This window comes from Microcoleus sp., from assembly GCF_049646505.1.
In the GTDB taxonomy this organism is placed as follows: domain Bacteria; phylum Cyanobacteriota; class Cyanobacteriia; order Cyanobacteriales; family Microcoleaceae; genus Microcoleus.
Window position 1 is genome coordinate 1 of sequence record NZ_JBARVX010000272.1, and the last position, 24,755, is coordinate 24,755.

The 24,755-nt window shown below is 46.9% G+C and carries 17 protein-coding genes; 5 read left to right on the plus strand and 12 right to left on the minus strand.

Annotated elements, in window-relative coordinates; genetic code table 11:
• The coding region (locus tag WBA89_RS14725) for an amylo-alpha-1,6-glucosidase (RefSeq protein ID WP_424407608.1) at window positions 1-1,802 on the plus strand (1,802 nt) is incomplete at its 5' end.
• Between the two features lie 35 nt (window positions 1,803-1,837).
• Window positions 1,838-2,878, plus strand: coding sequence for a glucokinase (locus WBA89_RS14730; protein WP_424407610.1), 1,041 nt, complete (start codon window positions 1,838-1,840; stop codon window positions 2,876-2,878).
• 165 nt (window positions 2,879-3,043) lie between these two features.
• Here the strand turns inward: WBA89_RS14730 and WBA89_RS14735 are convergent, their stop codons facing one another.
• From WBA89_RS14735 to WBA89_RS14760, 6 genes are all read right to left on the minus strand, one after another.
• The gene (locus tag WBA89_RS14735; protein ID WP_424407612.1) at window positions 3,044-3,631 is read right to left on the minus strand and encodes an REP-associated tyrosine transposase; all 588 of its coding nucleotides are present in this window, start codon (window positions 3,629-3,631) and stop codon (window positions 3,044-3,046) included.
• Between the two features lie 310 nt (window positions 3,632-3,941).
• Window positions 3,942-4,391, minus strand: coding sequence for an EVE domain-containing protein (locus WBA89_RS14740; protein ID WP_424407614.1), 450 nt, complete (start codon window positions 4,389-4,391; stop codon window positions 3,942-3,944).
• Window positions 4,388-6,739: an FHA domain-containing protein gene (locus tag WBA89_RS14745; RefSeq protein ID WP_424407616.1), complete on the minus strand. Its 2,352-nt coding sequence runs from the start codon at window positions 6,737-6,739 to the stop codon at window positions 4,388-4,390. Before WBA89_RS14745 ends, WBA89_RS14740 begins: the two co-directional genes overlap by 4 nt.
• Before the next feature lie 178 nt (window positions 6,740-6,917).
• Entirely contained in the window at window positions 6,918-8,660 is a 1,743-nt protein-coding gene (locus WBA89_RS14750; protein WP_424407618.1) for an ABC-ATPase domain-containing protein, read from the minus strand.
• Between the two features lie 186 nt (window positions 8,661-8,846).
• Window positions 8,847-9,884: a M28 family peptidase gene (locus WBA89_RS14755; protein WP_424407620.1), complete on the minus strand. Its 1,038-nt coding sequence runs from the start codon at window positions 9,882-9,884 to the stop codon at window positions 8,847-8,849.
• 396 nt (window positions 9,885-10,280) lie between these two features.
• Window positions 10,281-10,859: a hypothetical protein gene (locus tag WBA89_RS14760; RefSeq protein WP_424407622.1), complete on the minus strand. Its 579-nt coding sequence runs from the start codon at window positions 10,857-10,859 to the stop codon at window positions 10,281-10,283.
• 480 nt (window positions 10,860-11,339) lie between these two features.
• On the opposite strand from WBA89_RS14760, the gene WBA89_RS14765 reads away from it, so the two are divergent.
• Window positions 11,340-14,684, plus strand: a complete 3,345-nt coding sequence (locus WBA89_RS14765; RefSeq protein ID WP_424407624.1) for an EAL domain-containing protein — start codon at window positions 11,340-11,342, stop codon at window positions 14,682-14,684.
• A 66-nt stretch (window positions 14,685-14,750) separates the two neighbouring features.
• Here WBA89_RS14765 and WBA89_RS14770 read toward each other — a convergent pair whose 3' ends face one another.
• The 6 genes from WBA89_RS14770 to WBA89_RS14795 all read right to left on the minus strand — a co-directional run bounded on the left by WBA89_RS14770 (window position 14,751) and on the right by WBA89_RS14795 (window position 21,472).
• Complete coding sequence (locus tag WBA89_RS14770; protein ID WP_424407640.1) at window positions 14,751-14,939, minus strand: PepSY domain-containing protein; 189 nt, start codon at window positions 14,937-14,939, stop codon at window positions 14,751-14,753.
• A gap of 88 nt (window positions 14,940-15,027) precedes the next feature.
• A complete protein-coding gene (locus WBA89_RS14775) occupies window positions 15,028-15,507 on the minus strand; it encodes a hypothetical protein (RefSeq protein ID WP_424407626.1) in 480 nt (159 codons plus the stop codon).
• Between the two features lie 4 nt (window positions 15,508-15,511).
• Complete coding sequence (locus WBA89_RS14780; protein ID WP_424407628.1) at window positions 15,512-16,321, minus strand: ABC transporter ATP-binding protein; 810 nt, start codon at window positions 16,319-16,321, stop codon at window positions 15,512-15,514.
• A gap of 5 nt (window positions 16,322-16,326) precedes the next feature.
• On the minus strand, window positions 16,327-17,334 hold the full coding sequence (locus WBA89_RS14785) for a FecCD family ABC transporter permease (protein WP_424407630.1): 1,008 nt from the start codon (window positions 17,332-17,334) through the stop codon (window positions 16,327-16,329).
• Window positions 17,335-17,341: 7 nt separating this feature from the next.
• A complete protein-coding gene (locus WBA89_RS14790; protein WP_424407632.1) occupies window positions 17,342-18,265 on the minus strand; it encodes an ABC transporter substrate-binding protein in 924 nt (307 codons plus the stop codon).
• 264 nt (window positions 18,266-18,529) lie between these two features.
• Window positions 18,530-21,472 carry a TonB-dependent hemoglobin/transferrin/lactoferrin family receptor gene (locus WBA89_RS14795; protein WP_424407634.1) on the minus strand — a complete coding sequence of 981 codons (2,943 nt, stop codon included), beginning with the start codon at window positions 21,470-21,472 and terminating at the stop codon, window positions 18,530-18,532.
• A gap of 311 nt (window positions 21,473-21,783) precedes the next feature.
• Here WBA89_RS14795 and WBA89_RS14800 point away from each other — a divergent pair, with 311 nt between their 5' ends.
• Together WBA89_RS14800 and glgP are read left to right on the plus strand one after the other, a co-directional pair.
• Entirely contained in the window at window positions 21,784-21,918 is a 135-nt protein-coding gene (locus WBA89_RS14800; RefSeq protein WP_424407636.1) for a hypothetical protein, read from the plus strand.
• Window positions 21,919-22,039: 121 nt separating this feature from the next.
• On the plus strand, window positions 22,040-24,598 hold the full coding sequence (gene glgP, locus WBA89_RS14805) for an alpha-glucan family phosphorylase (protein WP_424407638.1): 2,559 nt from the start codon (window positions 22,040-22,042) through the stop codon (window positions 24,596-24,598).
• Window positions 24,599-24,755: the final 157 nt, after the last annotated feature.

Below are 24,755 nucleotides of genomic sequence, written 5' to 3' on the forward strand. Positions count from 1 at the left end.
TCGAACCCCACGGCTACAACTTAATCGAAAGCTTCCACCTCGAAGAAACCACCCCTGTTTGGAGGTTTGCGCTCGCCGACGCTATCCTAGAAAAGCGGATTTGGATGCAGCAAGGTGCTAACACAACGTATATTCAATACCGCTTGCACCGCGCCTCAAAACCGATCGCCCTGGCTCTCAAAGCCTTAGTCAACTACCGCGATTACCACGGCACGACAAGCGCGGGCGACTGGCAGACGAGCCTAGAAACCTTGACGCGGGGGGTTTGCGTGACTGCTTTTGAAGGAGCCGCGCCGCTTTACCTGCTGACAGATGCCGAACCAGAGGCTAAATTCCAAGTTTCTGCTGCTTTATACAATTGGTACTACGGATTTGACCTCGCGGCTGAAAAACGGCGCGGGTTTGAGTATTGCGAGGATCACTTGCAAGCGGCGACTTTTCACTTGACCATCGCACCGGGAAATTCTGTCACATTGATAGCCAGTACCGAGAAAAATCCCGAACTCAACGGCGCTAAAGCTTTAGAAATGCGTCGCACTTACGATCGACAATTGCTGCAAAACTTCTCGCCCGCCAGAGATTCTCCCGACTGGATCGATCGCCTAGTGCTAGCAGCAGACCAATTTATCGTCAACCGCCCGCTACCGGAGGAACCCGAAGGTAAAACGATTATCGCCGGATATCCCTGGTTTAGCGACTGGGGGCGCGATACCGCGATCGCCCTGCCCGGCCTGACAATCTGTACCGGGCGGTGGGACATTGCCCGATCGATTTTGCGGACTTTTGCGCGGTATGTCGATCGGGGAATGCTGCCGAACCGCTTCCCGGATGCTGGCGGCGCACCGGAATACAACACCGCAGACGCGACGCTGTGGTACTTTGAGGCAATTCGCGCTTACTGCGACTGCACCGGAGACGACGAACTTTTGACCGAACTCTGGCCGACACTATGTGAGATTGTGGACTGGCACATTCGGGGAACTCGGTATAACATCCGCGTCGATCCCGATGACGGTTTAGTCTACGCGGGCGAAACCGGCGTGCAATTAACTTGGATGGATGCGAAAATCGGCGATTGGGTGGTGACTCCTCGGATTGGTAAGCCGATCGAACTGAGCGCCCTTTGGTACAATGCCCTGCAAGCAATGGCAAGTTTTGCTCGCAGATTGGGCAAGTCTCACCGCGAATACGATCGGTTGGGCGATCGTACCAGCGCCGGATTCACCCGCTTCTGGAACGACTCAACCGGTTACTGCTACGACGTTCTAGACGGCCCAGACGGCAACGACAGCTCGCTGCGGCCCAACCAAATATTCGCCGTATCCCTGCCCCTAGACTCGATTCCTCCGAGTTCCGCCACCTCGCCCGCAGGGGGGATGCGCCAGAAAACCCGCTATACACCGTTACTCACACCAATCCAGCGGCGCGGCGTGGTGGACGCTTGCGCTCAAGGGCTTCTGACTTCCCACGGCCTGCGAAGCCTCTCACCGCAGCACCCGCAGTATTGTGGAGTCTATGAAGGCGACCAATTGCAGCGCGATCGCGCCTACCACCAAGGCACGGTTTGGGGCTGGCTGATGGGCCCCTTTGTCTTGGCTCACTTGCACGTATACAAAGACCCAGCACAAGCTCGCGAATTCCTAGCACCGATGGTACATCATATAAACAGCGCGGGTGTTGGAAGTCTCAGCGAGATTTTTGAGGGCGACGCTCCTCACTCGCCTAGGGGCTGCACTGCTCAAGCTTGGACTGTGGCTGAGGTGCTGCGGGCTTGGTTGGCAATTAATACTTTGGGTGGTTAAATAAGGAATACGATCTTTGGTTGAACAGGAGGTTTATGGCATTATTGTTAGCGGGCGATATTGGCGGCACCAAGACAATTTTGCGCTTGGTGGAAAGGACTGTTAAGGGTGAAATGAACGCTCTTTACGAGTTTCGCTATCCGAGCGGGGAGTTTCCCGATTTAGTGCCGATTGTGCGGCAGTTTTTGACGGAGGCTGCTGCAAAACTGGATTTTGTACCTGAGCCTGAAAAAGCTTGTTTTGCGATCGCGGGCCCGGTAGTCAACAACACTGCAAAATTGACTAATTTACCTTGGCGACTGGATGCGAAGCGCTTGGAACAGGATTTAGGAATATCCCGCGTCAGTTTAATTAATGATTTTGTTGCGGTTGGTTACGGTGTCTGCGGTTTGGAAGCTAAAGATTTGCACGTTTTGCAAGCCGGAAAACCAGGCAAAAACGATCCAATTGCTGTGATTGGTGCGGGTACTGGTTTGGGAAATTGTTTTGCAATTCCCGAAGCAAATGGTATCAGGGTTTTTTCTTCGGAAGGGGGACACGCTGATTTTGCACCTCGATCCGAGTTGGAGTTTGATTTGCTGAAGTATTTGTTAGCAAAACATGATATTCCCCGAATATCGATCGAGCGTGTAGTTTCGGGACAGGGGATTGCTTCAATTTACCAGTTTTTGCGGGACAGAAAGCTTGCTCCCGAATCAGCGGAGGTAGGGGAGGCGATCGCTCAATGGGAGTCAGAAATTGGTAAAAGCGAGAAGACTGTCGATCCGGGGGCGACAATTGCTCAGGCGGCACTCAAAAAGTGCGATCGGCTTTCGGAACAAACAATGCAAATGTTTGTAGAAGCTTACGGTGCGGTAGCAGGAAATATGGCTGTTTCACTTTTACCTTACGGCGGTTTGTACGTAGCCGGCGGCATCGCTGCTAAGATTTTGCCGCTAATTTTAGAAGGCGGTTTTATGCGAGCTTTTACCCACAAAGGCCGGATGGATTCACTGTTAGAAATGATCCCGGTTAGATTGGTTTTGAATCCCAATGTAGGGTTAATTGGAGCGGCGCTTTGTGCGGCAGGTCTTTAGGATAATATTACATAGTTTGGGCGGGCTAGAAGCCCAACCCCTACTCCCCACAATAATTTTTGTGGCACAGGCATCTTGCCTGTGAAATTTTTGTGGCACAGGCATCTTGCCTGTGACTGAGATTTGGGCGGGCTAGAAGCCCACCCCACAGAAATTCAGCAAAAGCTAAAGTTCATATATTTGCCAGAAAAAAGGATATTCCTCTGGAGTCACTGAAAGACCAGCGTTAACAGGATTTTGCCTAATATATTCCCAAAAAACCTGAAATTCTCGTTCATCTCTAACAATGTGGTCATATCGCTCATCCTGCCAGACAGTACCAATATGCTTCATCACCTTGGGAATTTGCTTAGAACTGTAGCTTTTCATACTGTGCAGGATGCTGCTGAGCGACCATAATTCACCCTCGGACTTTACTAAAGGCTGTATCAACATATGTACATGATCTCGCATTACAACTAAGCAAAAGATTTGATACCTTTGCCCATTAAAAAACTTGCAAGCATTTAAGACAACTTCTCTAGCTGCCGGAGTTAATTCGAGCTTTTCCCAAGTATTAAAAGTTATGAAATAAACCGAGCCTTCTAACTCCCAATGAGGTAAATTTCTGTAAGTGATATTTACTTCAGACTCTCTGAGTTTAAGTGGCAGGCTAGGAGCCTGCCCCATAAAAGGCTGATATTGATTTGTGGGGTGGGCATCTTGCCTGCCCAAATTTTGATTGCTTCCCTCACTCAATTTTCTGTGAATCATTAAGTACAACCACAACTTAGTATAAAATAGCCTGAAGCAAGCAAGATGCCAATACCCGGTCGAGCATTTTTATAAACTATTTAATTAAATTGTTGTGGGGTGGGCACGCGAGCCCGCGCCACAGGCTGTCCGGCCTGTGCCACAAAGGTTTCACAGGCTGTCCGGCCTGTGCCACAAATATGCTTGTGGGGAATAGGGGTTGGGCTTCTAGCCCGCCCAAACTTCGGTCACAGGCTGTCCGGCCTGTGCCACAAATTACTTGTGGGTGGCACCTTACCCGCCCCAAATATGCAGGTTAAATTGCCACAGCTCATCTCATCTTCAAAATCTTCTGCGCCGCACCTTCAGATACCGGCATCACCGATAAGCGATTACCTTTTCTCACAACCAAAATCTCATCACCACTAAACTTTGCTTTCAGTTCGTCCAAAGATATTAATCTAGCAAATTCCTCAACAAACTCAACTCTCACAGTTTGCCAGCGAGGAGCATCAAGCTGCGATTTAGCATCATAATATTCGCTATTTGTATCAAACTGAGTCGGATCGGCAATCCCAATTTCAACCACGCGCGCCAACCCGACAATTCCCGGAATTTTAGTATTAGAATGGTAAAAAAATACTAAATCTCCCAGACTCATTTGCCGCAAAAAATTGCGAGCTTGATAGTTGCGAACTCCGTCCCAAATTGAAATCTTATCTGACTTCAAATCCGCAATACTGTAAAAATCCGGTTCCGACTTCATCAGCCAATAATTCATAAAATATCTTTCCGCTTCTGCAACCACAGAGTCAGCATCAAATAAACGACAATATGCACGCACAACATCCCCCAATTTAAACTCAAATTATTCCACGTTGGATCGTAAACAGGAGTAGGCTCAAATGGCTGAGGAAGCGTACTGCCATCCGGTAATGTCGTAGCTGCGGGAACCATCCCATTTACATTAACTAAAGAGCCGTAAGCACCCACAGACCAGCGGCTTAACATCAACCAAGAAAATTTGCTCGCCGCACCTTCCATCTTAAACAAGACTCCAGAAAAGATAATCTGAGGCAGTAATATTAGAGGCAAAGCGCTGTTAGCTTGAGAGCCATTTTTAACGATGGCTGAAACAACTAAGCCGAGACTTATGCAGCTCATTAAAGTTAGGAATGTGGTAATAAATGCTCCCACAGGCCAGGAAATTAAACTGGGTTCGGGGGATTTAAAAGCAATTAGAATAACTGCTACCATTAACAGCGCTTGCAATACGGCTAAACCTGAAAGTATGAAAATTTTTGAACCTAAGTAAGCAAACAATCCTAAGTTCACCAAACGTTCGCGCAAATAAATAGCCGCTTCTTTGACGATTTCTTGCAAAGAAGTTGCCAGTCCCACCCAGATAGCCGCGCAGGTAAATACAAACAAAACTCGCATCGCTAAAGGTGCTAAAGTTGCCTCCGGCGCTCCAATTAACGGGTCTTTATCTCTGACTGCCAGCCGCAGCAAACTAATGCCTATCGGAGCCGTTAAAAGAGCTAAACTTAAGTTAACTAAGTCGCGGGAAATTAGCTGAAAATAGCGCTGGGAGAGCAGAACAAGTTGTTGGATCGAAGATACGGAGTTTGGCTGGGGAGGCGCTTGTTTTTTTCCTTCGTTGCCGGTACTTAAGTGGTTGACAATATAGCGCTGATAATATTCAGAATTTTTGAACGTTTCCGCCCACTTCGGAACATTATTTTTATCTGCTAATTCGTTGTAAATGTCGGCAAAATCGCCCGTTTTCATATCAAAAAAATCGATCGCTTCCTGGGGCGGGCCGAAGTAACAGAGGTATCCGGGGAGACCCATAAAAGCAATTCGATCGCACATCGTGATATTTGCCGTCGCGTGAGTCACCAGAATCACCGTCCGGCCTTGATTTGCCAACTTTCGCAGCAGTTGCATCATCTTCTTGTCCAAACCCGGATCGAGCCCTGAAGTCGGTTCGTCTAAAAAGAAAAGTTTCGGATCTGCTAACAGTTCGACTCCGATACTAACCCGCTTCCGCTGTCCGCCGCTAAGTTCTTTTACCAAAGCAGTGCGGCGGTGAGACATTTCAATATCTTCTAAAGTTTTTGTGACTGCTTGCTTGACATCTGTATCGGGAGGTAAGCGCAATTTAGCTGCATAACTCAAAACTTCTTCTACTGTCAAATCGAAGTGTACAATGTCATCTTGAGGCACGTAACCAATTTGATTGCGGTAAATATTGAAGTTTTGGCGCAGGTTGTCGCCGTTGAGAAATACTGCGCCGCTAGTAGTTTTTTCTATACCTAAAAGCGTCCGCATTAAAGTGGATTTGCCAGCGCCGCTACCGCCGACTAAACCCACAAACTGCCCCGGCTCGATCGCCAAAGTGATCCTTTCCAAACGCTTCGGAATCACCAGAGAGTCCGCATCCAAACGAATTTGATTGCCGGAGTCTTGCATCTCCAACTCACCGCTGCGGTAAGTGAGAGTAAAGGGCCCGATCCGAATTGCATCTCCCTCGGACAACTGTACAGAATTTGTGACTCGCTGACTGTTAACAAAAACCCCGTTAACGCTGTGGTCTCGCAAAATATAATTGCCGCGGCTGTCTTGGTCAATTGTCGCGTGGCGGCGAGAAACCAGCGGCGCATCTAATTGCAGCGAAGCGTTTGGATCGCGACCCAACAAAACCGACCGATTCTTAAGAGAAATTGACTGCTTTCTGGACACAGCAATTTGATTCGCAGTCGGATTAAAATAAGTCAGCAAAACTTGATTTTGAGGATCGAGACCGATTTTAACTTCTGTGCCGTTTTTGAGACAATAACCGTCATTGGGAGTGATGCGAGTGCGATCGACAAACAAGCCGTTAGTGCTCGGCCGCAGCCCGTCACCGTCGTAAATCCAGTAATTATTCCCAATTTGGCGCAAAACAGCATGAACGCCGGAAACGGCGCGCCAGGGGTCGGGAACAATTAAATCTGCACGAGTGCGATCGCGCCCCAATACGTGCTGCGGCTGTTTTAACTCTAACTGTAAAACTTGCCCTTGACTGCTTAACACTAAATAAGGTCGATCGCTTAAAGCCGTGGCTTGTCCTATATTACCTATCATATTTAAATTGCAGTTTTTGCACTCACTTTTTCAGCATATCAAAAGGTGGTAGTTATTTGTTATTTGTTATTTGTTATTTGTTGTTTGTTGTTTGTTATTGGTTATTAGTTATTGGTTATTAGTTATTAGTTAGTTGGTAGGGGCGGTGGATGGTGCGTGCCCGCTCTCTTAACTCTTATCACCTTTTGGCAACAACCGACAAACTGCGAAGCCGATTAATTGCCGCCGCTAATTCAAAACGTCGAAACATCGCAAAATCCCCTTCAGGAAAAGAAGATAAAATATCCATCCCCTCCGCCTCAACATCCGCCATCACCAAATCTATGATTTCCGACAAAGTGCGTTTCCCGTCCATGTATTGCTGCTTAGCACAAACCATTGCCGCAGCGATCGCCCTTAACTGTCCGCTGTCCGCAATTTGCTCGACAGCACCCAAATCAATCTCCTCATTTCCGAAAGCCAATTCATCAACATTCCGCACCTTCACCCGCACATCTCGCCGTCCCCGACTCGGATCTAAACTAGCAGGAACCGGCACTCTGTGAGTAATCTCACCAAAACTTTCTCCCCCTTCAGCAGCGCGACTGGTAGAATATTTATTAGCAATCTTTTTAGCTTTTTCCGTCACGTTATATGCTTGAAAATTATCCATTGAAATCACAGTATCCGCCACATCAAAATAATCCCCGCTTCCCCCCATAACTAAAATAGTCGATACGCCACAATCTGCATACAACTGTTTGACTTTATCGATAAACGGCGTAATCGGTTCCTTATCCTTAGCGATCAGTTCTTGCATTCGGCGATCGCGAATCATAAAATTTGTCGCCGCCGTATCCTCATCCACCAATAAAACAGGCATTCTCCCCACCTCCAAAGCCTCAATAATATTAGCAGCTTGCGACGTGCTCCCGCTCGCATTTTCCGTATAAAATTGTACAGTATCTCTACCTTGCGGCAAGTGGTTAATAAAAGGCGAAATATCTACTCCTGCAACACTTCGGCCATCTTCCGCCCTAATTTTAACCGCCCCCGGATTTGCAACCACAAATTCCCTACCATCTCCCGGAATTCGGTTGTAAACTCCCAACTCAATCGCCCTGAGTAAAGTTGATTTGCCGTGATAGCCGCCGCCAACAATCAAAGTAATGCCAGCCGGAATACCCATGCCGGAAATCGCACCGCAATTCGGACAATTAAACTCAACTTTTAACGACGGCGGCGACACAAAAGCCACAGCATCATTTAACAAAGGGCGATTGTCAACACCGCTGCGGCGGGGTAAAATAGAACCATCAGCCACAAACGCAACTAATCGTTTTTCAGCTAACTGCTGCCGCAGCCAGTCAGCATCTTCTACAGTTTCAACGTGACGGCGACATTCTGCAGCACTTAAGCTCGAATATTTCAGAGATTGGCTGACAATTCGCGGGATATCTTCGCACAGCATTTCAGCAGCTTGTCGCCCTAAAATACTGCGTCCGCCTGCGGGAAGTCCGACCGAAAATCGCATTTCAACTCCTCCTAAATCTCCGATAGTTGATGCAGTTGAGGAAATGATAAATGCGGAAGTTCGTTCTAAAACTTCTTGTCCGAACCGAGTCACTGCAATCGTACCGCTTTTGCCAGTGCCGCGCTTGCTGCTGCTGTGGCGCGCAGCTTTGTCAAACTGCCGGGTTAGGTAATCTCGCAGGGCTATTTCTCGACTGCGAGATTGGAAAAGTTCGCAGGGAATTCTAGCAATGTTTGGCGGAACTTTGACTCTAAATTTACTGGGAGAAGCAAAGGGATCTCCCTGTACGTAATCAATAATCAATGTAAATTCATCAAAGTTATAGCTGCCTTGAATTTCTTTGTAAGCTTTGTAGCCTCGATTGTCTAGTTGCAGTAAATGCCGTTGCAGGCTTTCTTGATTACTCATTTGTTATTTGTTATTTGTTATTTGTTATTTGTTATTTGTTATTTTTAGCTGGTTCCTAGGCAGAGCCTAGGAACCGATTTCCAGAGGCTCTGCCTCGATTGCTTGGCGTGGGAAAATTTGAGGCAGAGCCTCCGGATATGCGTTACCAGGCAGAGCCTGGTAACGAGTAGAATTACCAATTCCCAATTATCGAATTTCCAATAATTTAGCTGTGGCATTAACCACAATTTGAGCAGAACCGGCGAAAAAAGGTCGATCGATAGTTGCTAGTGTATCAGTCGATTGGTGGTAGTGGGGCGATCGCAAATTTGCAGTATCCGTCACCAACACAGCACCAATTCCTTTATACCAGAACGGCGCGTGGTCGCTCCGCAAAACATCAGGAGTCAGCAACCCTTTCAGAGGAACCGGCAGCGCCACCACTGGCGGCAAATCCGCGTTTCCCGACTCCGCAAAAGTTTTCAACAGCAGCGGATGTTCCGCATCTCCAACTACAGCGATAAACTCGCCTTTATCGGGAGAAGTTACCCCCGATGCTTCTAGAAAAGGTTGCGGTGTCAGCCCTTCGGGATATTGCTGACACCCAGACGTGCGACAGGCATAACCAACCATATCTAAAACTACCGCTGCCTGCAAATTTTTTAACCGCGCGTCGCTACCTGTGAATGCTAAACTGCCTAAAAGTCCGAGTTCTTCCCTGTCAAAAAATGCTACTTGCAATGTCCGGGAAGCGGGACGAGAACCCAGCAATCTTGCTACTTCTAAAACTACTGCAACTCCCGTCGCATTGTCGTCAGCACCGGGAGATTTCGGTACAGTATCGTAGTGTGCCGCAACTAAAATTTTACCTGCATTTGAGTCAGTACCTTTTCTCTCGGCAAAGATATTAATTCCGCGATCGAACGGCTGCAACTCTGGCAAAAATCCTGATGTTTGCAATTGTTGAGAAATGTAGTCTCTCGTGAAAGTGCGAGATACTTCTCCCTCGCGTTCTCCTACTAAATTTTCGACGTGTTTCCACAACCGAGATGGGTCAATTTGGGGCGCGCTGACAGCATTTTTTTCAACAGTCAGCGGCGAGGGAGACGGGTTTTGGGAAGTGTCGGTCGATCGCACTACCGACACTTCGGGTATCGCCGATAACCGCTGCCACGAACCAGAACTCCAACCCACCGCCGCCAGCGCAACCAAAATAAATAGCGCTATCCAAATCAATTGTTTCATCAGTAAGTTTCTTGAAAATTTTAGACTGTTTTATTTGATATTTTACATTAATATCATGTCTGGTAGATTGACAGCGATAATATTGTTTCGCACGCGCGAACTGTATAGAAATCCGGCGTTGCTGAATTAACTTCCACGCTCTACCCCGGCACCCGAAAAGGTCGGCAGAGCCTCTGGATCTGCGTTACTTTCGCTCGAACTGGTAACGAGTAACGAGCAAACGATTAGGGAGGCTCTTCCTCCGAACCTGCATTACCAGGCAGAGCCTGGTAACGAGTAAAAACTGAGATGTTCCCAACCATTTAAATATCGACATCGGAACTTTCACACTTATTGAGCAATTCGACAATGGCGATATTCAACGATACTAATTTAACTTAAAAATACCATATTTAACTATTTTTGATCCAATTCAATTTCCTTGTTTCCCAATATCAAACTATTGCTACCCGGCCAAGCGTAAGGAATAGTTTTTGCCAAAAATTCAACAATTTCTGTTGGCTGTTGAAACCATTCGGAATAACTGGGATTGAGTTCGTCGTACAGTGTTTTTAAAGCTTGAATTTCTGCTTCTAGCTGTGCTGCTGCTTGATTGATTCTGCGAGCTTGTGCTTGCAAGAGCTTTTCCCCGCTGTGAACGTGGTTTTCTACTTCTTGCCAGTGCTGTCCGGCTAGCAATTTGTCTACTTCGTCTTGTTTGTAATTGAGTACAGCCTGTTTTTGTTGCAGTTGCTTTTCAATAATTTGAGTTTCTCGGTCAATCTCCTGAATTTGCTGCAACCACTGCTCTCCAAAGGCAGCATTTTGCTGGTGGAACTCGGCAATGGCTTCAGGAGTATTATTCTTGGGAAAACTGACTGTCACTCGGCACTGTGAGCGCTGGGAGCAAAGTTTTTCCCGCGACTCTTGCAGGGTGGCAACTTCTGCTTGCAGCGCGCGGACTTCTGTTTGGAGTTCTGGGAGCGTTTGACTCATTGGTTCGATTAGTGGATTTCTGGATCGATTTTAAGCTAATTGTTTATTTTTATAACAAATTTCAGTTTCTTCTCTGACACAACGATCTAATTTTAGCGCGATCCAGTCGGTGTCTAGGCATAATGGCGGATAATTTTTGGCAAAATGGCCGGTGACACATTTGAAATTATGATTAAAATTATAATTAGTTAGTAACAAATATTATTTAGTGCGTAGATTCAATTCATCAAATCAACACAAATTAAGCTCGGATATCTTTTTCGATAGCACCTGAATTTGCGATCGCCTTTTTCACATTTTTGACTAATAATTTCTTGATGGTACCCGCCACCCGATCGGTGGAATCAATCGGGAGCATATCAAATCTAAAATCCTCAAGCCCCCGACTCGATCCGTGGGGTAAATCCAAAATCTAAAATCTAAAATCTAAAATCGAATGACGGCGGTAAAGCATCTTTTTAAACTTAGGAATTGGAACCCATGAAAATCAATTGTAAATTAATGTTACAATATTTAGCTGCTGCTGTGCTTGGTGTAGAATGTTGCATTAATGCAAAAATATTGCCGGGAAGTGTAGGGCATGGAAATGGCAATCGCTCTGTAGAAGCAAGTTTGGTATCGCCTCACAAAATTAGCTATTGGCGATCGGCATCTGGCGCTACTTATGCCAGCGCCGACTTGTTTGGAAATAATTTATCCCAAATAGCACCTGTACGTCCACCAAGCAACAATTTTATACGGTCTCAGGAAAATCCTCAACCAGAGCGTATTTTTAGTTTAAAAATAATCGACTATTATCTGGGTTTTATGTTGGTAATAATCTCCTTATTAATCAGGACGAATGCGGTAAGTATGTTATTTAAGGCGATCGGGTTAATCAAACCGAAGCCTGAAACAGTTAAGGACAAGCTAACACAAGCCGACCAAGTGTGGACTCCAAAAAAAGAACAGGATATCCGGGATACTATTGCCAAAATGACCCAAGATTTGCAGCAAACTGCCGAATATGCCCTCGATATTTGCGAGGAAATGAACGTCTCAATAATTGCAACTACTCCGGGCGGTCATATCCTGTCGTCAAACCAAGCTACCTGTCAACTTTTAGGATACTCCAAAGAAGAGTTGTTAGGCAAACCCATAGCCGGACTTTTTAAGCAAAATGAATCGCAGCCAACCGGGTTAGAATTAGAAAATTTAACAGTCGAAGATTCTGTCCGCAACGTCGAAAAAGTCTACCTTTCCAAACAGGGAAAAAAAATTATTGTACTGCTTTCTATTTCAACTATTCGGGACTGCACAGGCGAGGTCAGCGGCAAGTTGTACGTATCACAAGACATTACCGATCGCAAGCGGGCTGAAAGAGATATGCGGCGCAGTGAAAAAAAGTTTCGCCAACTGATAGAAACCGTTAATGCTGCTGCATTGATCTATCAGCGCCGACAGTTGCGCTATGTCAATTGTCAGACAGAAGCTTTGACTGGATACAGCCGCGAAGAATTGCTAGGGTTGGATTTATACGATTTAATTCATCCAGATTTTCGAGAAACAGTTAAAAAATGGGGTAAATTCAGCCCGCGCCGAGAAACCGCCGGCTCAAAATATGAAGTGAGAATTCTCACGAAAACCGGAGAAACGCGCTGGATAGAAGCAACTGTAGATATTATCAAATTTGAGAGAAAAGCGTCAATATTAGTCACAGCCTTTGACATCAGCGATCGCAAATTAGCAGAATTAGAACTAGAAACATCTCTTTCTTTGCTTCAAGCAACCATTGAATCTACTGCTGACGGCATTCTGGCGGTTGACGGCCAAGGAAAAGTTGTCAGCTTTAACCGCAAGTTTGCCAAAATGTGGCAGTTGCCAGATTTCCTGCTCAATTCTAGAGATAGCAACCAAATTTTGGGGTTCGGAATCAACCAGTTAAAGTATCCAGAAATTTTTCTAAACCGCGTTAAAGAATTGTCCCATCGCCCGGCTGCAGAAAGTTACGATATCATCGAATTTCAAGATGGCCGAATCTTCGAGCGCTACTCGCTACCGCAGCACACCGGAGGCAAAATTACTGGTCGAGTCTTCAGCTTTCGAGATGTCACGGAACGCTTGCAATCCGAAGAAAAACTCCGCAAAAGCGAAGAACGATTTCACTTGCTGACTAGGGCGACAAATGATGCAGTATGGGATTTTAACCTATTAAAAAATGAGTATTGGTTGAGCGAAGAATTTGAAAAAGTTTTTGGATACAAACTCAACGAAACCAATACGATAGAGTTAGAATTGTGGTGGCTAAATATTCATCCCGAAGAACGGGAAAGGGTGAAGTTAAGCTTTAACCAAACAATGATATCAGATGCTCAATGTTGGTCGGAAGAATACAGCTTTCGCCGCGCAGACGGGGGATATGTTTTCGTGCTCGATCGCGGGTACATCATCCGCAATGAAAGTGGGAAAGCAGTAAGGGCGATCGGCACGATGATGGATATCACTCAGCGCAAGCAAGCTGAAGAAATTATTCGCTATCAAGCTGTTTACGACCAACTGACGGGTTTGCCGAACCGGATACTTTTTAACGAGCGGCTGCTGGCGTCTTTAAAACAAGCTGAAAAAACCCAAAAAATGCTAGCTGTGATGTTTTTAGACTTGGACAGATTCAAAAAGATTAATGATACACTAGGTCACGCTGCGGGCGATCGCCTGTTAGAAGGTTTTGCCGGACGCATCAGCGACACTTTGCGATCGACTGATACGGTAGCCCGCTGGGGAGGCGACGAATTTACCGTACTGCTTCCCGATCTCAATAGCTTAGAAGATGCAGTTAAAACAGCTCAAAGAATGCTTGACAATTTAAAGCCCGCATTTAAACTAGAAGGCCAACCGTTTCACATCAGCAGCAGCATCGGCATTGCCGTTTATCCCAACGACGGCGAAGATGCCGAAACTTTAGTTAAAAATGCCGATGCCGCCTTGTACCGCGCTAAAGAAATGGGAAGAAATAACTATCAGTTATATACTTCAAAAATGAATCCCCAAGGCAGCCAGTTGCTGACACTCGAAAACAGGCTGCACGAGGCACTAGGACAGGGAGAATTTGAAGTTTTTTACCAACCAAAAGTCAACATCACTACTTGGAAAATCCAGGGGATGGAAGCCCTGCTGCGCTGGCACCATCCAGAATTAGGTTTAGTTTCGCCCGCTACATTTATTCCGCTCGCCGAAGACAACGGATTAATTATAGCTATTGGCGAATGGGTGCTGCAAACTGCCTGCATTCAAAATAAAGCTTGGCAGGATGCTTTGCAACCTGATTTGCGGATCGCAGTCAACTTTTCGGCCCGGCAGTTCCAGCAATTTAATTTAGTAAAAATGGTGAGTAATTGCTTGGAAAAAACTAATTTAGCACCGAAGTATTTAGAGTTGGAAATTACCGAAAGTACAGCAATCCAAGATGTGGATTATACCACAAAAGTTTTGAGGGAGTTACAGGATATGGGAGTGCAGATTGCGCTGGACGATTTCGGCACGGGTTATTGTTCTCTAAGTTATCTCAAAAAGTTTCCGCTGAATATCTTAAAAATTGACAAATCATTTGTCAGCGGGTTGACGACAGATCCGTGCGAACGGGCGATCGCCAATGCTGTAGCGACGCTGGGGCGAGACTTGAATTTGAGCGTGGTAGCCGAAGGAGTAGAAACTAAAGAGCAGTTGGATTGTTTGCGATCGCTCCACTGTCAAGAAATTCAGGGTCACTATTTTAGCCCTGCACTTTCTGCCGGCGATGCTAGCAAACTATTGGTAAATTCTGTATTGAAAAAAGTGAGAATTGCTTAAACTAACCACCGCCAAACTGAGTACATATCTGTCGCGGTTTTCAATACTTTTTCGACTGAAATTATCCTAAGAAAGTCGACTTGAGTGAGTTTCTTCACCCCGCAATTGAGATGCTGATTCCCCCCTTGCCATCCGCCACCGTCTTTGTTTCCAAATCACTAAACCGGTGCTCAATAAAACGGCGGGTATTAAATCGATGAACGCATAGAGAATGCGCGTAGGAAGTCCGCCAAAAGTGCCGTAGTGTAAAGTAATACCATTTTTCTTTCATATGTGCTATGGATGAACTCTTAGCCCCCCCGAAATCGCGGGGGGGTTGGGGGGGGTAATATCTAGCGCTACTTTATGAAATTGGTATAACGATTGTCAGCAGTACCTTAAACACGGGATTGGGTTCAAGCACTTTCTCTGCTTTCAACACCTGGCCCGTAAAGCGATCGATCTCCACTGAACTAAAGTCAAAATGTCCCGTTTTTTGTTCGGGAAAACTTTTCTGAATAACCAGCTTATTGGCTTTGTCTTCAGGAAATTGGATGTAGGAAATCTTTCCACCGGGAAGGGCTGCATCGGCTTTTTGAATTAATTGACTCAGTGCAATTGGTGTTTGAGTTTGAGATGGCACCGGTTTGGCTGCTGCTTGACCCGCTCCACCTAATAAAAACTGCGCTCCAATAATCACTGAGCCAGTAAAAGCAAGCAGGCTGAAGATAGCAAAATCGGTAAGGAGACGGTGAAAACTTGGCGAGCAATTTACTAATGTTGTTATTTGCGGTAAGACGATCGCCTGTACGGACAAAAACAAAAAGCGATCGCCCTTAAGCATACACTCAACAATCAGCAATTGTTGATGCGGATGCAGACACAGGAGAAATTGGGCAGATTTGCAAACCCACAGGCGTTTCCAAAATTAGGACAGACAAACCAAATACCCCAGCAAAATTAGTAGGATTTAAAACATCAGCAGGCGCTCCCACATCCCAAAGTTTTCCCCGGTGGAGTAGAGCAATACGGGAACTGTATCGGGCTGCCATATTCACTTCATGCAAAACTGTAATTAACGTTAACCCTTGCTCTCGGTTCAGGCGTTTCAGCAACTCCAGCAACTCCAACTGGTAGCGAATATCCAGATAAGTAGTTGGTTCATCTAACAATAAAACCCGCGCATCTTGAGCTAATGCTAGTGCTAAGAAAGCTCGCTGCCGCTCTCCTCCAGAAAGTTCTTCGACTGCGCGATCGCACTTATCTTTCATTTGAGTTTGCACCAGCGCCGCCTCCACTTTTGCACTGCCTTCGCTATCTAGCTCCCATTCCCACCAAGCTTGATGGGGACTTCTTCCCAAACTCACTAACTGCCGCACGCTCAACCCAGAAGGAATAGTCTGTTGTTGCGGCAATAATGCTAATTTCTGCGCTACCACCTTCGCCGGTTGAGTGTGAATCTCTTTCCCCTCCAACAAAACAATTCCTAACTGAGGGGAAAGAAGGCGCGCCATCAGCTTCAGCAAAGTAGACTTTCCCGAACCGTTGGCGCCAATAATACTTAACCATTCTCCAGGCGCAACCGATAGATTAATTGACTCGACAGCCGCCACAGAACCATAACCACCTGTGAGGTCTTGTACTTCTAATAAATTCATAGCAATTAGGAAATATCAGAACGCCGATAAAGCAAAAATCCAAAAAAAGGCGCTCCAATTACAGAGGTTACTACACCTACAGGCAATTCCACAGAACCTAAACGAGCAATTAAATCGGCGAATGTCATTAACAATGCTCCCGCAACTGCTGAAAGTGGTAAAACCCAGTAATGATCTGTCCCCACTAGCAAGCGAACTATATGGGGAACTATTAAGCCAACGAAACCAATTAAACCGCTAATACTAACAGCTCCCGCCGCTAGCAGCGCTGCAACTCCACCAATTAACAAACGCGATCGCGCCAGCGATACTCCTAATCCTACAGCCAATTCATCTCCCAAACTCAACAGATTTAGCGGACGCGCTAGCAAGCACCCGGCAATTAAACCGACGCAAATATACAACCCAACTACTTTAACTTCCAACCAACCGCGACCGTTTAAACTACCGATCAACCAGTTGAGCGCTACTTGAACGCGATCGTCAGAAAACAGCAATAACATCGAACTAATTGAGCCAAAAAAAGCGCTGAGTGCTACTCCCCCCAAAATTAACCGCTGAACAGAAATCCCTAACGGTGTTCGCGCTAAAAAATAAACCGCTAACGTTGTCGCAATCGCCCCCAACCAAGCAGCTAGCGGTACCCAAGCTATAAATAATCCCAACGTCAGCAAAGCAACAGCAGCCAATCCCGCACCCGCTGAAATTCCCAACAAAAACGGATCGGCCAAACCATTTCGCAACATCCCTTGCAATAACGCCCCTGACATTCCCAAAGCTGCTCCTACCAACATAGCAGCGAGAGTGCGAGGCAGGCGCAAATCCCACAAAATAGTTTGGTTAATTGGATTCCCTTCATGCAGAAGTGCCTGCCAGATTTCCTGAAAACTCAAGGGCACTGCACCCAAAGAAAGAGAAATGGCAATCGTGATTACTAAACCCACACACAGAATTAAAGCTGCTTTGACGATCCGATTGTTTAAGCCAACTTTTTTGAATGTTTTCTGATACATCCTCTAATCACCCCCCTTCCTTTTCTGATAAAACTTGTTTTAACTTAATACTGGCTTTTTCAATTGCATCTATACTTCCAGGGTTGACAAGTCCGTAGTAGTCAAACACATAAACTCGCTTATTTTCAACTGCCTTTAGTTTATTCCAAAAAGGTTGAGACTGAAATTGATCGAGGATTTTGTCTCCAGTTTCAACAACAAGTATCATCTCTGGATTTGCTTGAAGAATTTTCTCAGCCGACAAAGGAATATAGCCCTTCATCGGACTTTCGCCCTGTAAATCGGCGCTCGAATTCTTGACCTTAAATTGAGTCAGCATATCCCCGCACCAGCTATCTTTATTAGGGGATAATATCGGTTGACGACTGGCCAGAACAAGAGTAGAAGGACTGGCGATCGGCTTTTGCTCTAAGAAACTTTGGTACTTTTTGAGTAAGAGTTCTGGATTCGCACCGATTGACTGCGCTAAAGTTTTAGTCACTTCTTCCAGAGATTGCCAGTTATCGACATTAGTTAATAAAGTGTTAATTCCCAATTCTTTGAGTTTTTGTGCGGTTTGGTCGTGAAAACCTGCTGCGCCGACAACTAAATCGGGTCTGAGAGCGACGATTTTTTCTAAATTAGGTTGCGTTCGCCCTTCACTGACGCGCGGAATTTTTTCAAATTTTTCATCCTCACCAAACAATCGACTTCCAGGCATTCCGACTAATTTAGTTTCGTCTAACCTATAAATAATATCAGCAGTTAAAGAACTCAGAGCGACTATTCTTTGAACTGATTCTTTATTAGAGTTAGTGCTGGGACTAGCTTGAGCAACTGTTTCCGCAACTTGAGGACTAGCTAGCGGCGGCGTGTTAACGTTTGTACAAGCTGCTAACGATAAACTTAAAAAAATTGCCAAACCGTTAAAGAGCCAAAGAGAAAATTTCATGGTTTTTTGCTGATATTTTTGAACTCAATGTTGACTTTCACCAAAACAATTCTATCACCTTTCGGGCGATTGTTCACCGGGCAGTATGGTGCGTTAGTGGCAGCCGCAGCAACGCACCAAGCTTTTGAAATATTATTGATTTCGATCGGTTCTGCAAAGATTTGTAGTTAGCCCAAATCAAGCGCACTGAGCTGATACATATTCTTGCAATTGTGCAGGCATGGCTGTGCTGTGCGCTTGGCGGTGGGCGATCCTAACTTTTGCCTAAAAGACAACTTTTATTCCCGCCGAAACCGTGGTTCCCGGCTGCACGAACAAATCTAAATTAGAGTCGCGCGAACTCAAACCGCGCACGTTACCGCGCTCCCAATATTTCTGGTTTAAAATGTTGAAAACCCCAACATTCAGCGATATATCAGGAGTGACGTTGTAGTAAGCCGTCAAGTCTACTGTTAAGTAACTGTTAGGAACAAAAGGAGAGGGCAAGTCTCTAGTTTTGGGAAGTCGTGCAACGCCGGCATAGGTGGTAAATAACTCAGCCCCCCAGATGTTTTGAGGATTGCGATAGCGCAAACCAACTACTGCTTTAAATGGATCGATCGATCCTAGAGGTCGATCGCTATCCAAGTCATCCCCCACAGCGTAACTCGTACTCGCGAGCAAGCTAAAGCCAGAACCCAAGCGCAATTCTCCTTTGCCTTCTACACCGTAAATGCGGACTTCGCCGCGGTTCACAGTTTGGAATGTGCCGACAGCAAGTCCCGGTGTGGGGATAGTTCTACCAAAGGTATCGATAAAATCTTTGTAGGTGTTGTAAAACCCGCTGACACTAAAATTTCCTGACCCAAAGGCACCGCGCAATCCTAACTCAAAACCGTTGCTAGTTTCAGCTTTTAAATCGGGATTGGGGATGACTTGGTAAAGTCCGGGATTTGTAAAACCGGGGTTGATATCTTCTGCGGTGGGAGCGCGGAAACCGCGAGCATATTGAGCAAAAGCGGTAAATTCCGGCGTGAGTTTGTAGACTAAACCTATTCTGGGCGATATTGCTGATTCAGAAAATTCTGAAGCGGCAAAATTGTTAGAACTTCTTCGATAAATTGCATCGGGATCGGGAGTCAGCCTGTAGGAATCGTAACGAATACCGGGAATTAAAGTTAGGTTTCCCCAGGTAATTTCATCTTGCAGGTAAACTCCGAAGCGGAAGTTATCAGTATCGGCAATATCTTTAACCGGGAAGGTATCTGGCCCTACTGTTGGTGTTCTAACTTTTGTTTGTAGGTTTTCTTGGAAGCCGTCTCGCCGCCGCGAGGTTCTGGTAGTTGAGAGTTCTGTACCGTAGACGAGGCGGTGAGCTAAACTACCTGTGGCGAAATTGCTTCCTAATTGGATGTCTCCGCCAAAAGTGTTTTGTTGGTACAGGGAGTCTCTAAATCTCAGCCTGTCCGCTGGTCCTGTGGTTGCGGGTGGTGTAATGCGGCGCAGTTCGTTGGATGTTTCTGTACTTTCAGCTTCCTGGTAATAAATTTGAGCGCGCAAGTTTTGAAAAAAGATCGGGCCGTCGGGTCGATCGTACTCGTAACTGAGGCTGACGCGATCGCGCTGTGTTGTGTCAGTCGCCCGCAAACTATCAACTCTACCAATCGCAGACGGCCCCCCCGCGAAAACAGGTCCTCTCGACGTTAAAACATCGGTATCGGTGGTGCGGTAAAGAGTCTCCCCAGTAAGTTTGAGTTGGTTGAATTCGTCAAAGTTGTAAACTAGCTTTCCCAGCCAGTTATTAGAACCGCCGATTTGAGGATTTGGCGTGCGATTGCTGTTAATTTGAGCTTCATAGTTATCGCGCCGAGTATAAATCAAAAGCCCTTCTAGCTGACCGTATCTGCCCGCAAAGGTGGCGGTTTCGGCAAACCCGCGATCGATTCCATCATAAGCTAACTTGGCACTAGCGTAGGCATCGTCTCCAAATTCATTCAAGAAATCGGCGGGATCTTTGGTGAGGAATGTCACAACACCTCCGATTGCATCGCTACCGTAAAGAGTTGATGCTGAACCTCTAATAATCTCTACTCTTCTGAGAGTTTCTGGATCGATGTAATTTCTTCCCAACTGAGTGCTGCCAAACTCAAAAGCTTCGGGAAGACGCACCCCGTCAACCTGAATCAAAACTCGGTTGCCTTCAATACCTCTAATGTTAAAGTCTTGAAAACCGTAACGATTTGGAGAACGGCTGGCAGATATGCCCGGTTCATAACGCACTAGGTCGTCTAAGTTTTGTACTAAGTTTCTTTCAATTTCATTAGCATCAATAACTGTAACTGTGGCGGGCGATTCTTGGAGGGATCGAGGGGTGCGAGTTCCGGTAACGGTGATTTCAATATCTGTTAGGGCTGGGGAAATGCTGAGAATTAAATTATTTGCATTTCGATCGATCTGTGCTGTCGGTACCCTGTCAACTCCCGTCACGCTCACCCCGATTGTATTAGCATCTAGCTGGGTGACGGTAATTGAAGTAATACCTGGTGCTGGATTTTGAACGCGAAACTCGTTACCACCATCTGGTAGCTGCAATACTGTATTGGGAATGTTGACGATCGCCGTATTGCCTTGAATCCTAGTAGTAGTTTGTAACTGTTGCCCTCCGGTTTCTAAAATGATTTCCAAACCGCTTTGTGTTCGGTTGAGCCGCACGCCGGTTACTTGTACGACTGATTGAGAGATTTGCACAACAGTACCGCCCAAATTTGTAAAACTCGGTACCGACGGAGGCAATAGCCCTCCGGCGCTGGTGTTGGGTTGTTCTACTTCCCTGAGTTGAGGAATTTCTGCTGTTGGTATCTCGCGCGGCGCTTCTACTGGTGGGGAATTGGGGATAGATGTTTGACGATCGTCCTTGTTAGAAATATTTTGCGTTAACTGGGGATTGGGTTGGCGATCGGGATCTGTCGCACTTCCCTTTGTTGCCAGTTTCTGGCTTTTAATCAACGACTTCACCTGAGTGGGAAGTTCTGGCTGTAACCCAGTGGCGATCGCCGACAATGGTTGAGGCAATTCTTCTGACTCAGCATGAATCTCGATCGTCGAAGGTGCGATCGAGCGCGATCGATCGGATTGAGTCTTCTCCTCTTTAACAGGCTCGGCCGCCACAGACGGCGCAATACCAACATTCAGCAGTGCAACGCACGCCAATGATAAATACAGTTTCATCTTCACACCACACACCGATCGTATTTGGGGCAGCTACGCAATTAATAGTCGGGATCAACGGCCGCTTATTAGTAATAATTTGCAGTAGTCTGCTTAAGATACAGTCACTCTACTGCCAATGTCAAGTAATTATCACTATTTATTGAGAATTCTCAGATGCTTGTAAATGCTTCTGCGGGCGGGTAGCCGATTGTGCAGCCGGCCGTCGATGTCAATAAAGCAAAGGACGGGCTTAAGTTGAGATGTATGCTTCCTCGCTTTAATCAAGAACCTATGTTAATAAGCTGTGAGAGCAGGGTGAGAAGAAATTCTTGAGAATAAAAATCGATTGGGCGATCGATCGGGCTGGAATGAAGCGAGAAACCCGATCCAAAAGTGCGGAACCACCGAAGTTACAAGTAGGGCACGGTACTGCCGTGTTTCTACAGATGGGCGATCGGTTTTAGAGTCGATCGCCCGCAAAATCGATCGCCCGCGCCACTTAAAAATTAAAATAGTGTGCAGAATAACGGACTTGCGGCTAAAGACAGAGGAAAATATCGCTACCCCAATATAAAGGCCTTGTCTATGCAGCCAATTCGCACATTTAACGTTTCTCCCTCGCTACCGGCAATTCTCGAACCCCTACGCAAACTTGCCTATAACCTGCACTGGGATTGGAACGTTGACACCAAAGACCTTTTCCGCCGCCTCGATCGAGACCTCTGGGACTCCAGCAACCAAAACCCGGTGCTGATGCTGGGAACCATATCCCAAGAGCGACTGCAAGAAATGGCGGAAGACGACGGCTTCATTGCCCAAATGAAACGAGCCGCCCAGCAGTTAGACGACTATCTCAACAACCGCGCCTGGTACCGCAAACAGCGCGGTACAGAGCTGCAAGAATGCTACGCTTACTTTTCGATGGAATTCGGCTTAGTCAAAGCCCTGCCAATCTATTCCGGCGGTTTGGGCGTGCTCGCAGGCGACCACCTCAAATCAGCTAGCGATTTGGGCTTGCCCTTGGCCGGCGTGGGCTTGCTCTACCAAGAAGGCTATTTTTCGCAGTATCTCAACGCCGACGGCTGGCAGCAAGAACGCTATCCGCTCAACGATTTCTACAATATGCCGCTCCACCTAGAACGCAATCCCGACGGTTCGGAATTGCGGATTGAGGTAGACTATCCGGGCCGCAAGGTGCACGCCCGGATTTGGCGGGTACAAGTGGGAACGGTTCCTTTGTACTTGATGGATACAAATATTGAACCTAACAGCCGCTACGACCAAGATATTACCGACCAACTCTACGGCGGTGACAAAACTCTGCGGATGCACCAAGAAATCATGCTGGGCATCGGCGGCGTGAAAATGCTGAAAGCCCTGGGCTTGACAGTTACGGCTTATCACATGAACGAAGGCCACGCGGCTTTTATGGCCCTGGAACGCATTCGGATGCTGATGGAGGAATATCACCTGAGTTTCGTAGAAGCGGAACAGGTGGTGGTTTCGAGCAGTATGTTTACGACTCACACGCCGGTGCCTGCTGGGTTTGACTTGTTCGAGCCGGATATGGTGATGCACTATCTCGGTCAGTATCCCAAGATGTTTGGCTTGTCGCAAGATCAGTTTCTGGGATTGGGCCGGGAGAATACTGGCGATTTGTCCGCACCTCTGAATATGGCAATTTTGGCTATTAAAATGTCGAGTTTTGTCAACGGGGTGGCGGCTTTGCACGGTGTGGTGTCGCGCCCGATGTTTGCGGGGCTGTGGCCGGGTTTGCCGATCGATGAGGTGCCGGTTACTTCGATTACTAACGGGGTTCACGCTCGCAGTTGTGTGGCGAAGTCTACTCAGGAGTTGTACGATCGATACCTCGGCCCGGAGTGGGAAATGACTCGCAAGGACGATCGTCTCTGGGACAGAATTTCGTCGATTCCTGACGAGGAATTGTGGCGGAATCACGAACGCTGTCGGTCGGAATTGGTGGTATTCGCGCGGGAGTGGCTGCAAAAGACTTTGCGCGAGCGCGGTGCGGCTCAAACGGAAATCGAACCCGCGCGCGAGGCTCTCGATCCGAAGGTGCTGACGATCGGGTTTGCGCGCCGTTTTGCTACTTACAAGCGGGCGACGCTGTTTTTGCGCGATGTCGATCGAATCATGCGGATCATGCGGGATCAAAACCGCCCCGTGCAGTTTGTGATTGCTGGGAAGGCTCACCCGATGGATATTCCGGGTAAGGAATTGATTCGGGATATCGTTCACTTCATCCGCGAGCACGACACGCTGAGCTCGATGGTGTTTCTACCTAACTACGACATTAACGTTGCTCGGATGATGGTGTCGGGCTGCGATGTGTGGCTGAATACGCCGCGCCGCCCCCGCGAGGCTTCGGGTACTTCCGGGATGAAAGCTTCGATGAACGGTTTGCCGAATCTGAGCATCCTCGACGGTTGGTGGGATGAGGCTGATTATGTTCGCACCGGTTGGCCGATCGGACACGGTGAGTTTTACGAAGATACTGAGTATCAGGATGAGGTTGAGGCGAATGCTTTGTACGACTTGATGGAAAAGGAAGTTGTACCCCTGTTTTACAACCGAGATACTGACGGCATTCCTCGCGGTTGGACGGCGAAAATGAAGGATTCAATTCGCTTGAACTGTCCTTTCTTCAATACGGCTCGGATGGTGAAGGATTACGCGCGGCGGGCATATTTCCCGGTGAGCGATCGCTTCCACACTATGACGGAGGACGGGTGCGCGCCGGCTAAGGAATTGTCTCACTGGAAGAAGCACATTTTGGCGAAGTGGTACGACATTAAGATTGAGTCTGTTGATATTTCCCAGGATAAGGAAGTTAAGGTCAATCAGTTGATCGCTGTTAAATCTCGCATCAATCTGATGGGATTAACGCCTGCGGACGTGCAAGTCGAACTTTATCAAGGTTCTGTTGATGCTAACGGCGATATTGTCGGTGGCGTGCCGGTGGTAATGGAGTATTTGGGAGAGGACGATCGCAATACTAGCCTTTATACGGCCGACATTACTTATACTTCTAGCGGTTTGCAAGGTTTGTCGCTGCGCGTTTTGCCGAAGCACGACAATCTCAGCACTCCTTATGAAGCTGGCGTGATTCTTTGGGCGCATTAAGAAGGAAGTCAGTAGTCAGTAGTCAGTAGTCAGTAGTCAGTTGGTAGGGGCGGTGCCCCCGTGCCCGCCCTCTTAATAGTCAGTAGTCAGTAGTCAGTAGTCAGTAGTTGGGAGTCGGGAGAATAAAGGAAGATTTTCCTAATTCTCCCCCTCTCCC

What these genes read in the sequence shown, in the direction of transcription:
- WBA89_RS14795 (WP_424407634.1), bottom strand. Translation starts at nt 21,472, where the DNA reads ATGAAACTGTATTTATCATTGGCGTGCGTTGCACTGCTGAATGTTGGT.
- WBA89_RS14740 (WP_424407614.1), bottom strand. Translation starts at nt 4,391, where the DNA reads ATGAATTATTGGCTGATGAAGTCGGAACCGGATTTTTACAGTATTGCG.
- WBA89_RS14765 (WP_424407624.1), top strand. Translation starts at nt 11,340, where the DNA reads ATGAAAATCAATTGTAAATTAATGTTACAATATTTAGCTGCTGCTGTG.
- WBA89_RS14730 (WP_424407610.1), top strand. Translation starts at nt 1,838, where the DNA reads ATGGCATTATTGTTAGCGGGCGATATTGGCGGCACCAAGACAATTTTG.
- WBA89_RS14750 (WP_424407618.1), bottom strand. Translation starts at nt 8,660, where the DNA reads ATGAGTAATCAAGAAAGCCTGCAACGGCATTTACTGCAACTAGACAAT.
- WBA89_RS14775 (WP_424407626.1), bottom strand. Translation starts at nt 15,507, where the DNA reads ATGCTTAAGGGCGATCGCTTTTTGTTTTTGTCCGTACAGGCGATCGTC.
- glgP (WP_424407638.1), top strand. Translation starts at nt 22,040, where the DNA reads ATGCAGCCAATTCGCACATTTAACGTTTCTCCCTCGCTACCGGCAATT.
- WBA89_RS14760 (WP_424407622.1), bottom strand. Translation starts at nt 10,859, where the DNA reads ATGAGTCAAACGCTCCCAGAACTCCAAACAGAAGTCCGCGCGCTGCAA.
- WBA89_RS14755 (WP_424407620.1), bottom strand. Translation starts at nt 9,884, where the DNA reads ATGAAACAATTGATTTGGATAGCGCTATTTATTTTGGTTGCGCTGGCG.
- WBA89_RS14745 (WP_424407616.1), bottom strand. Translation starts at nt 6,739, where the DNA reads ATGATAGGTAATATAGGACAAGCCACGGCTTTAAGCGATCGACCTTAT.
- WBA89_RS14780 (WP_424407628.1), bottom strand. Translation starts at nt 16,321, where the DNA reads ATGAATTTATTAGAAGTACAAGACCTCACAGGTGGTTATGGTTCTGTG.
- WBA89_RS14735 (WP_424407612.1), bottom strand. Translation starts at nt 3,631, where the DNA reads ATGATTCACAGAAAATTGAGTGAGGGAAGCAATCAAAATTTGGGCAGG.
- WBA89_RS14785 (WP_424407630.1), bottom strand. Translation starts at nt 17,334, where the DNA reads ATGTATCAGAAAACATTCAAAAAAGTTGGCTTAAACAATCGGATCGTC.
- WBA89_RS14790 (WP_424407632.1), bottom strand. Translation starts at nt 18,265, where the DNA reads ATGAAATTTTCTCTTTGGCTCTTTAACGGTTTGGCAATTTTTTTAAGT.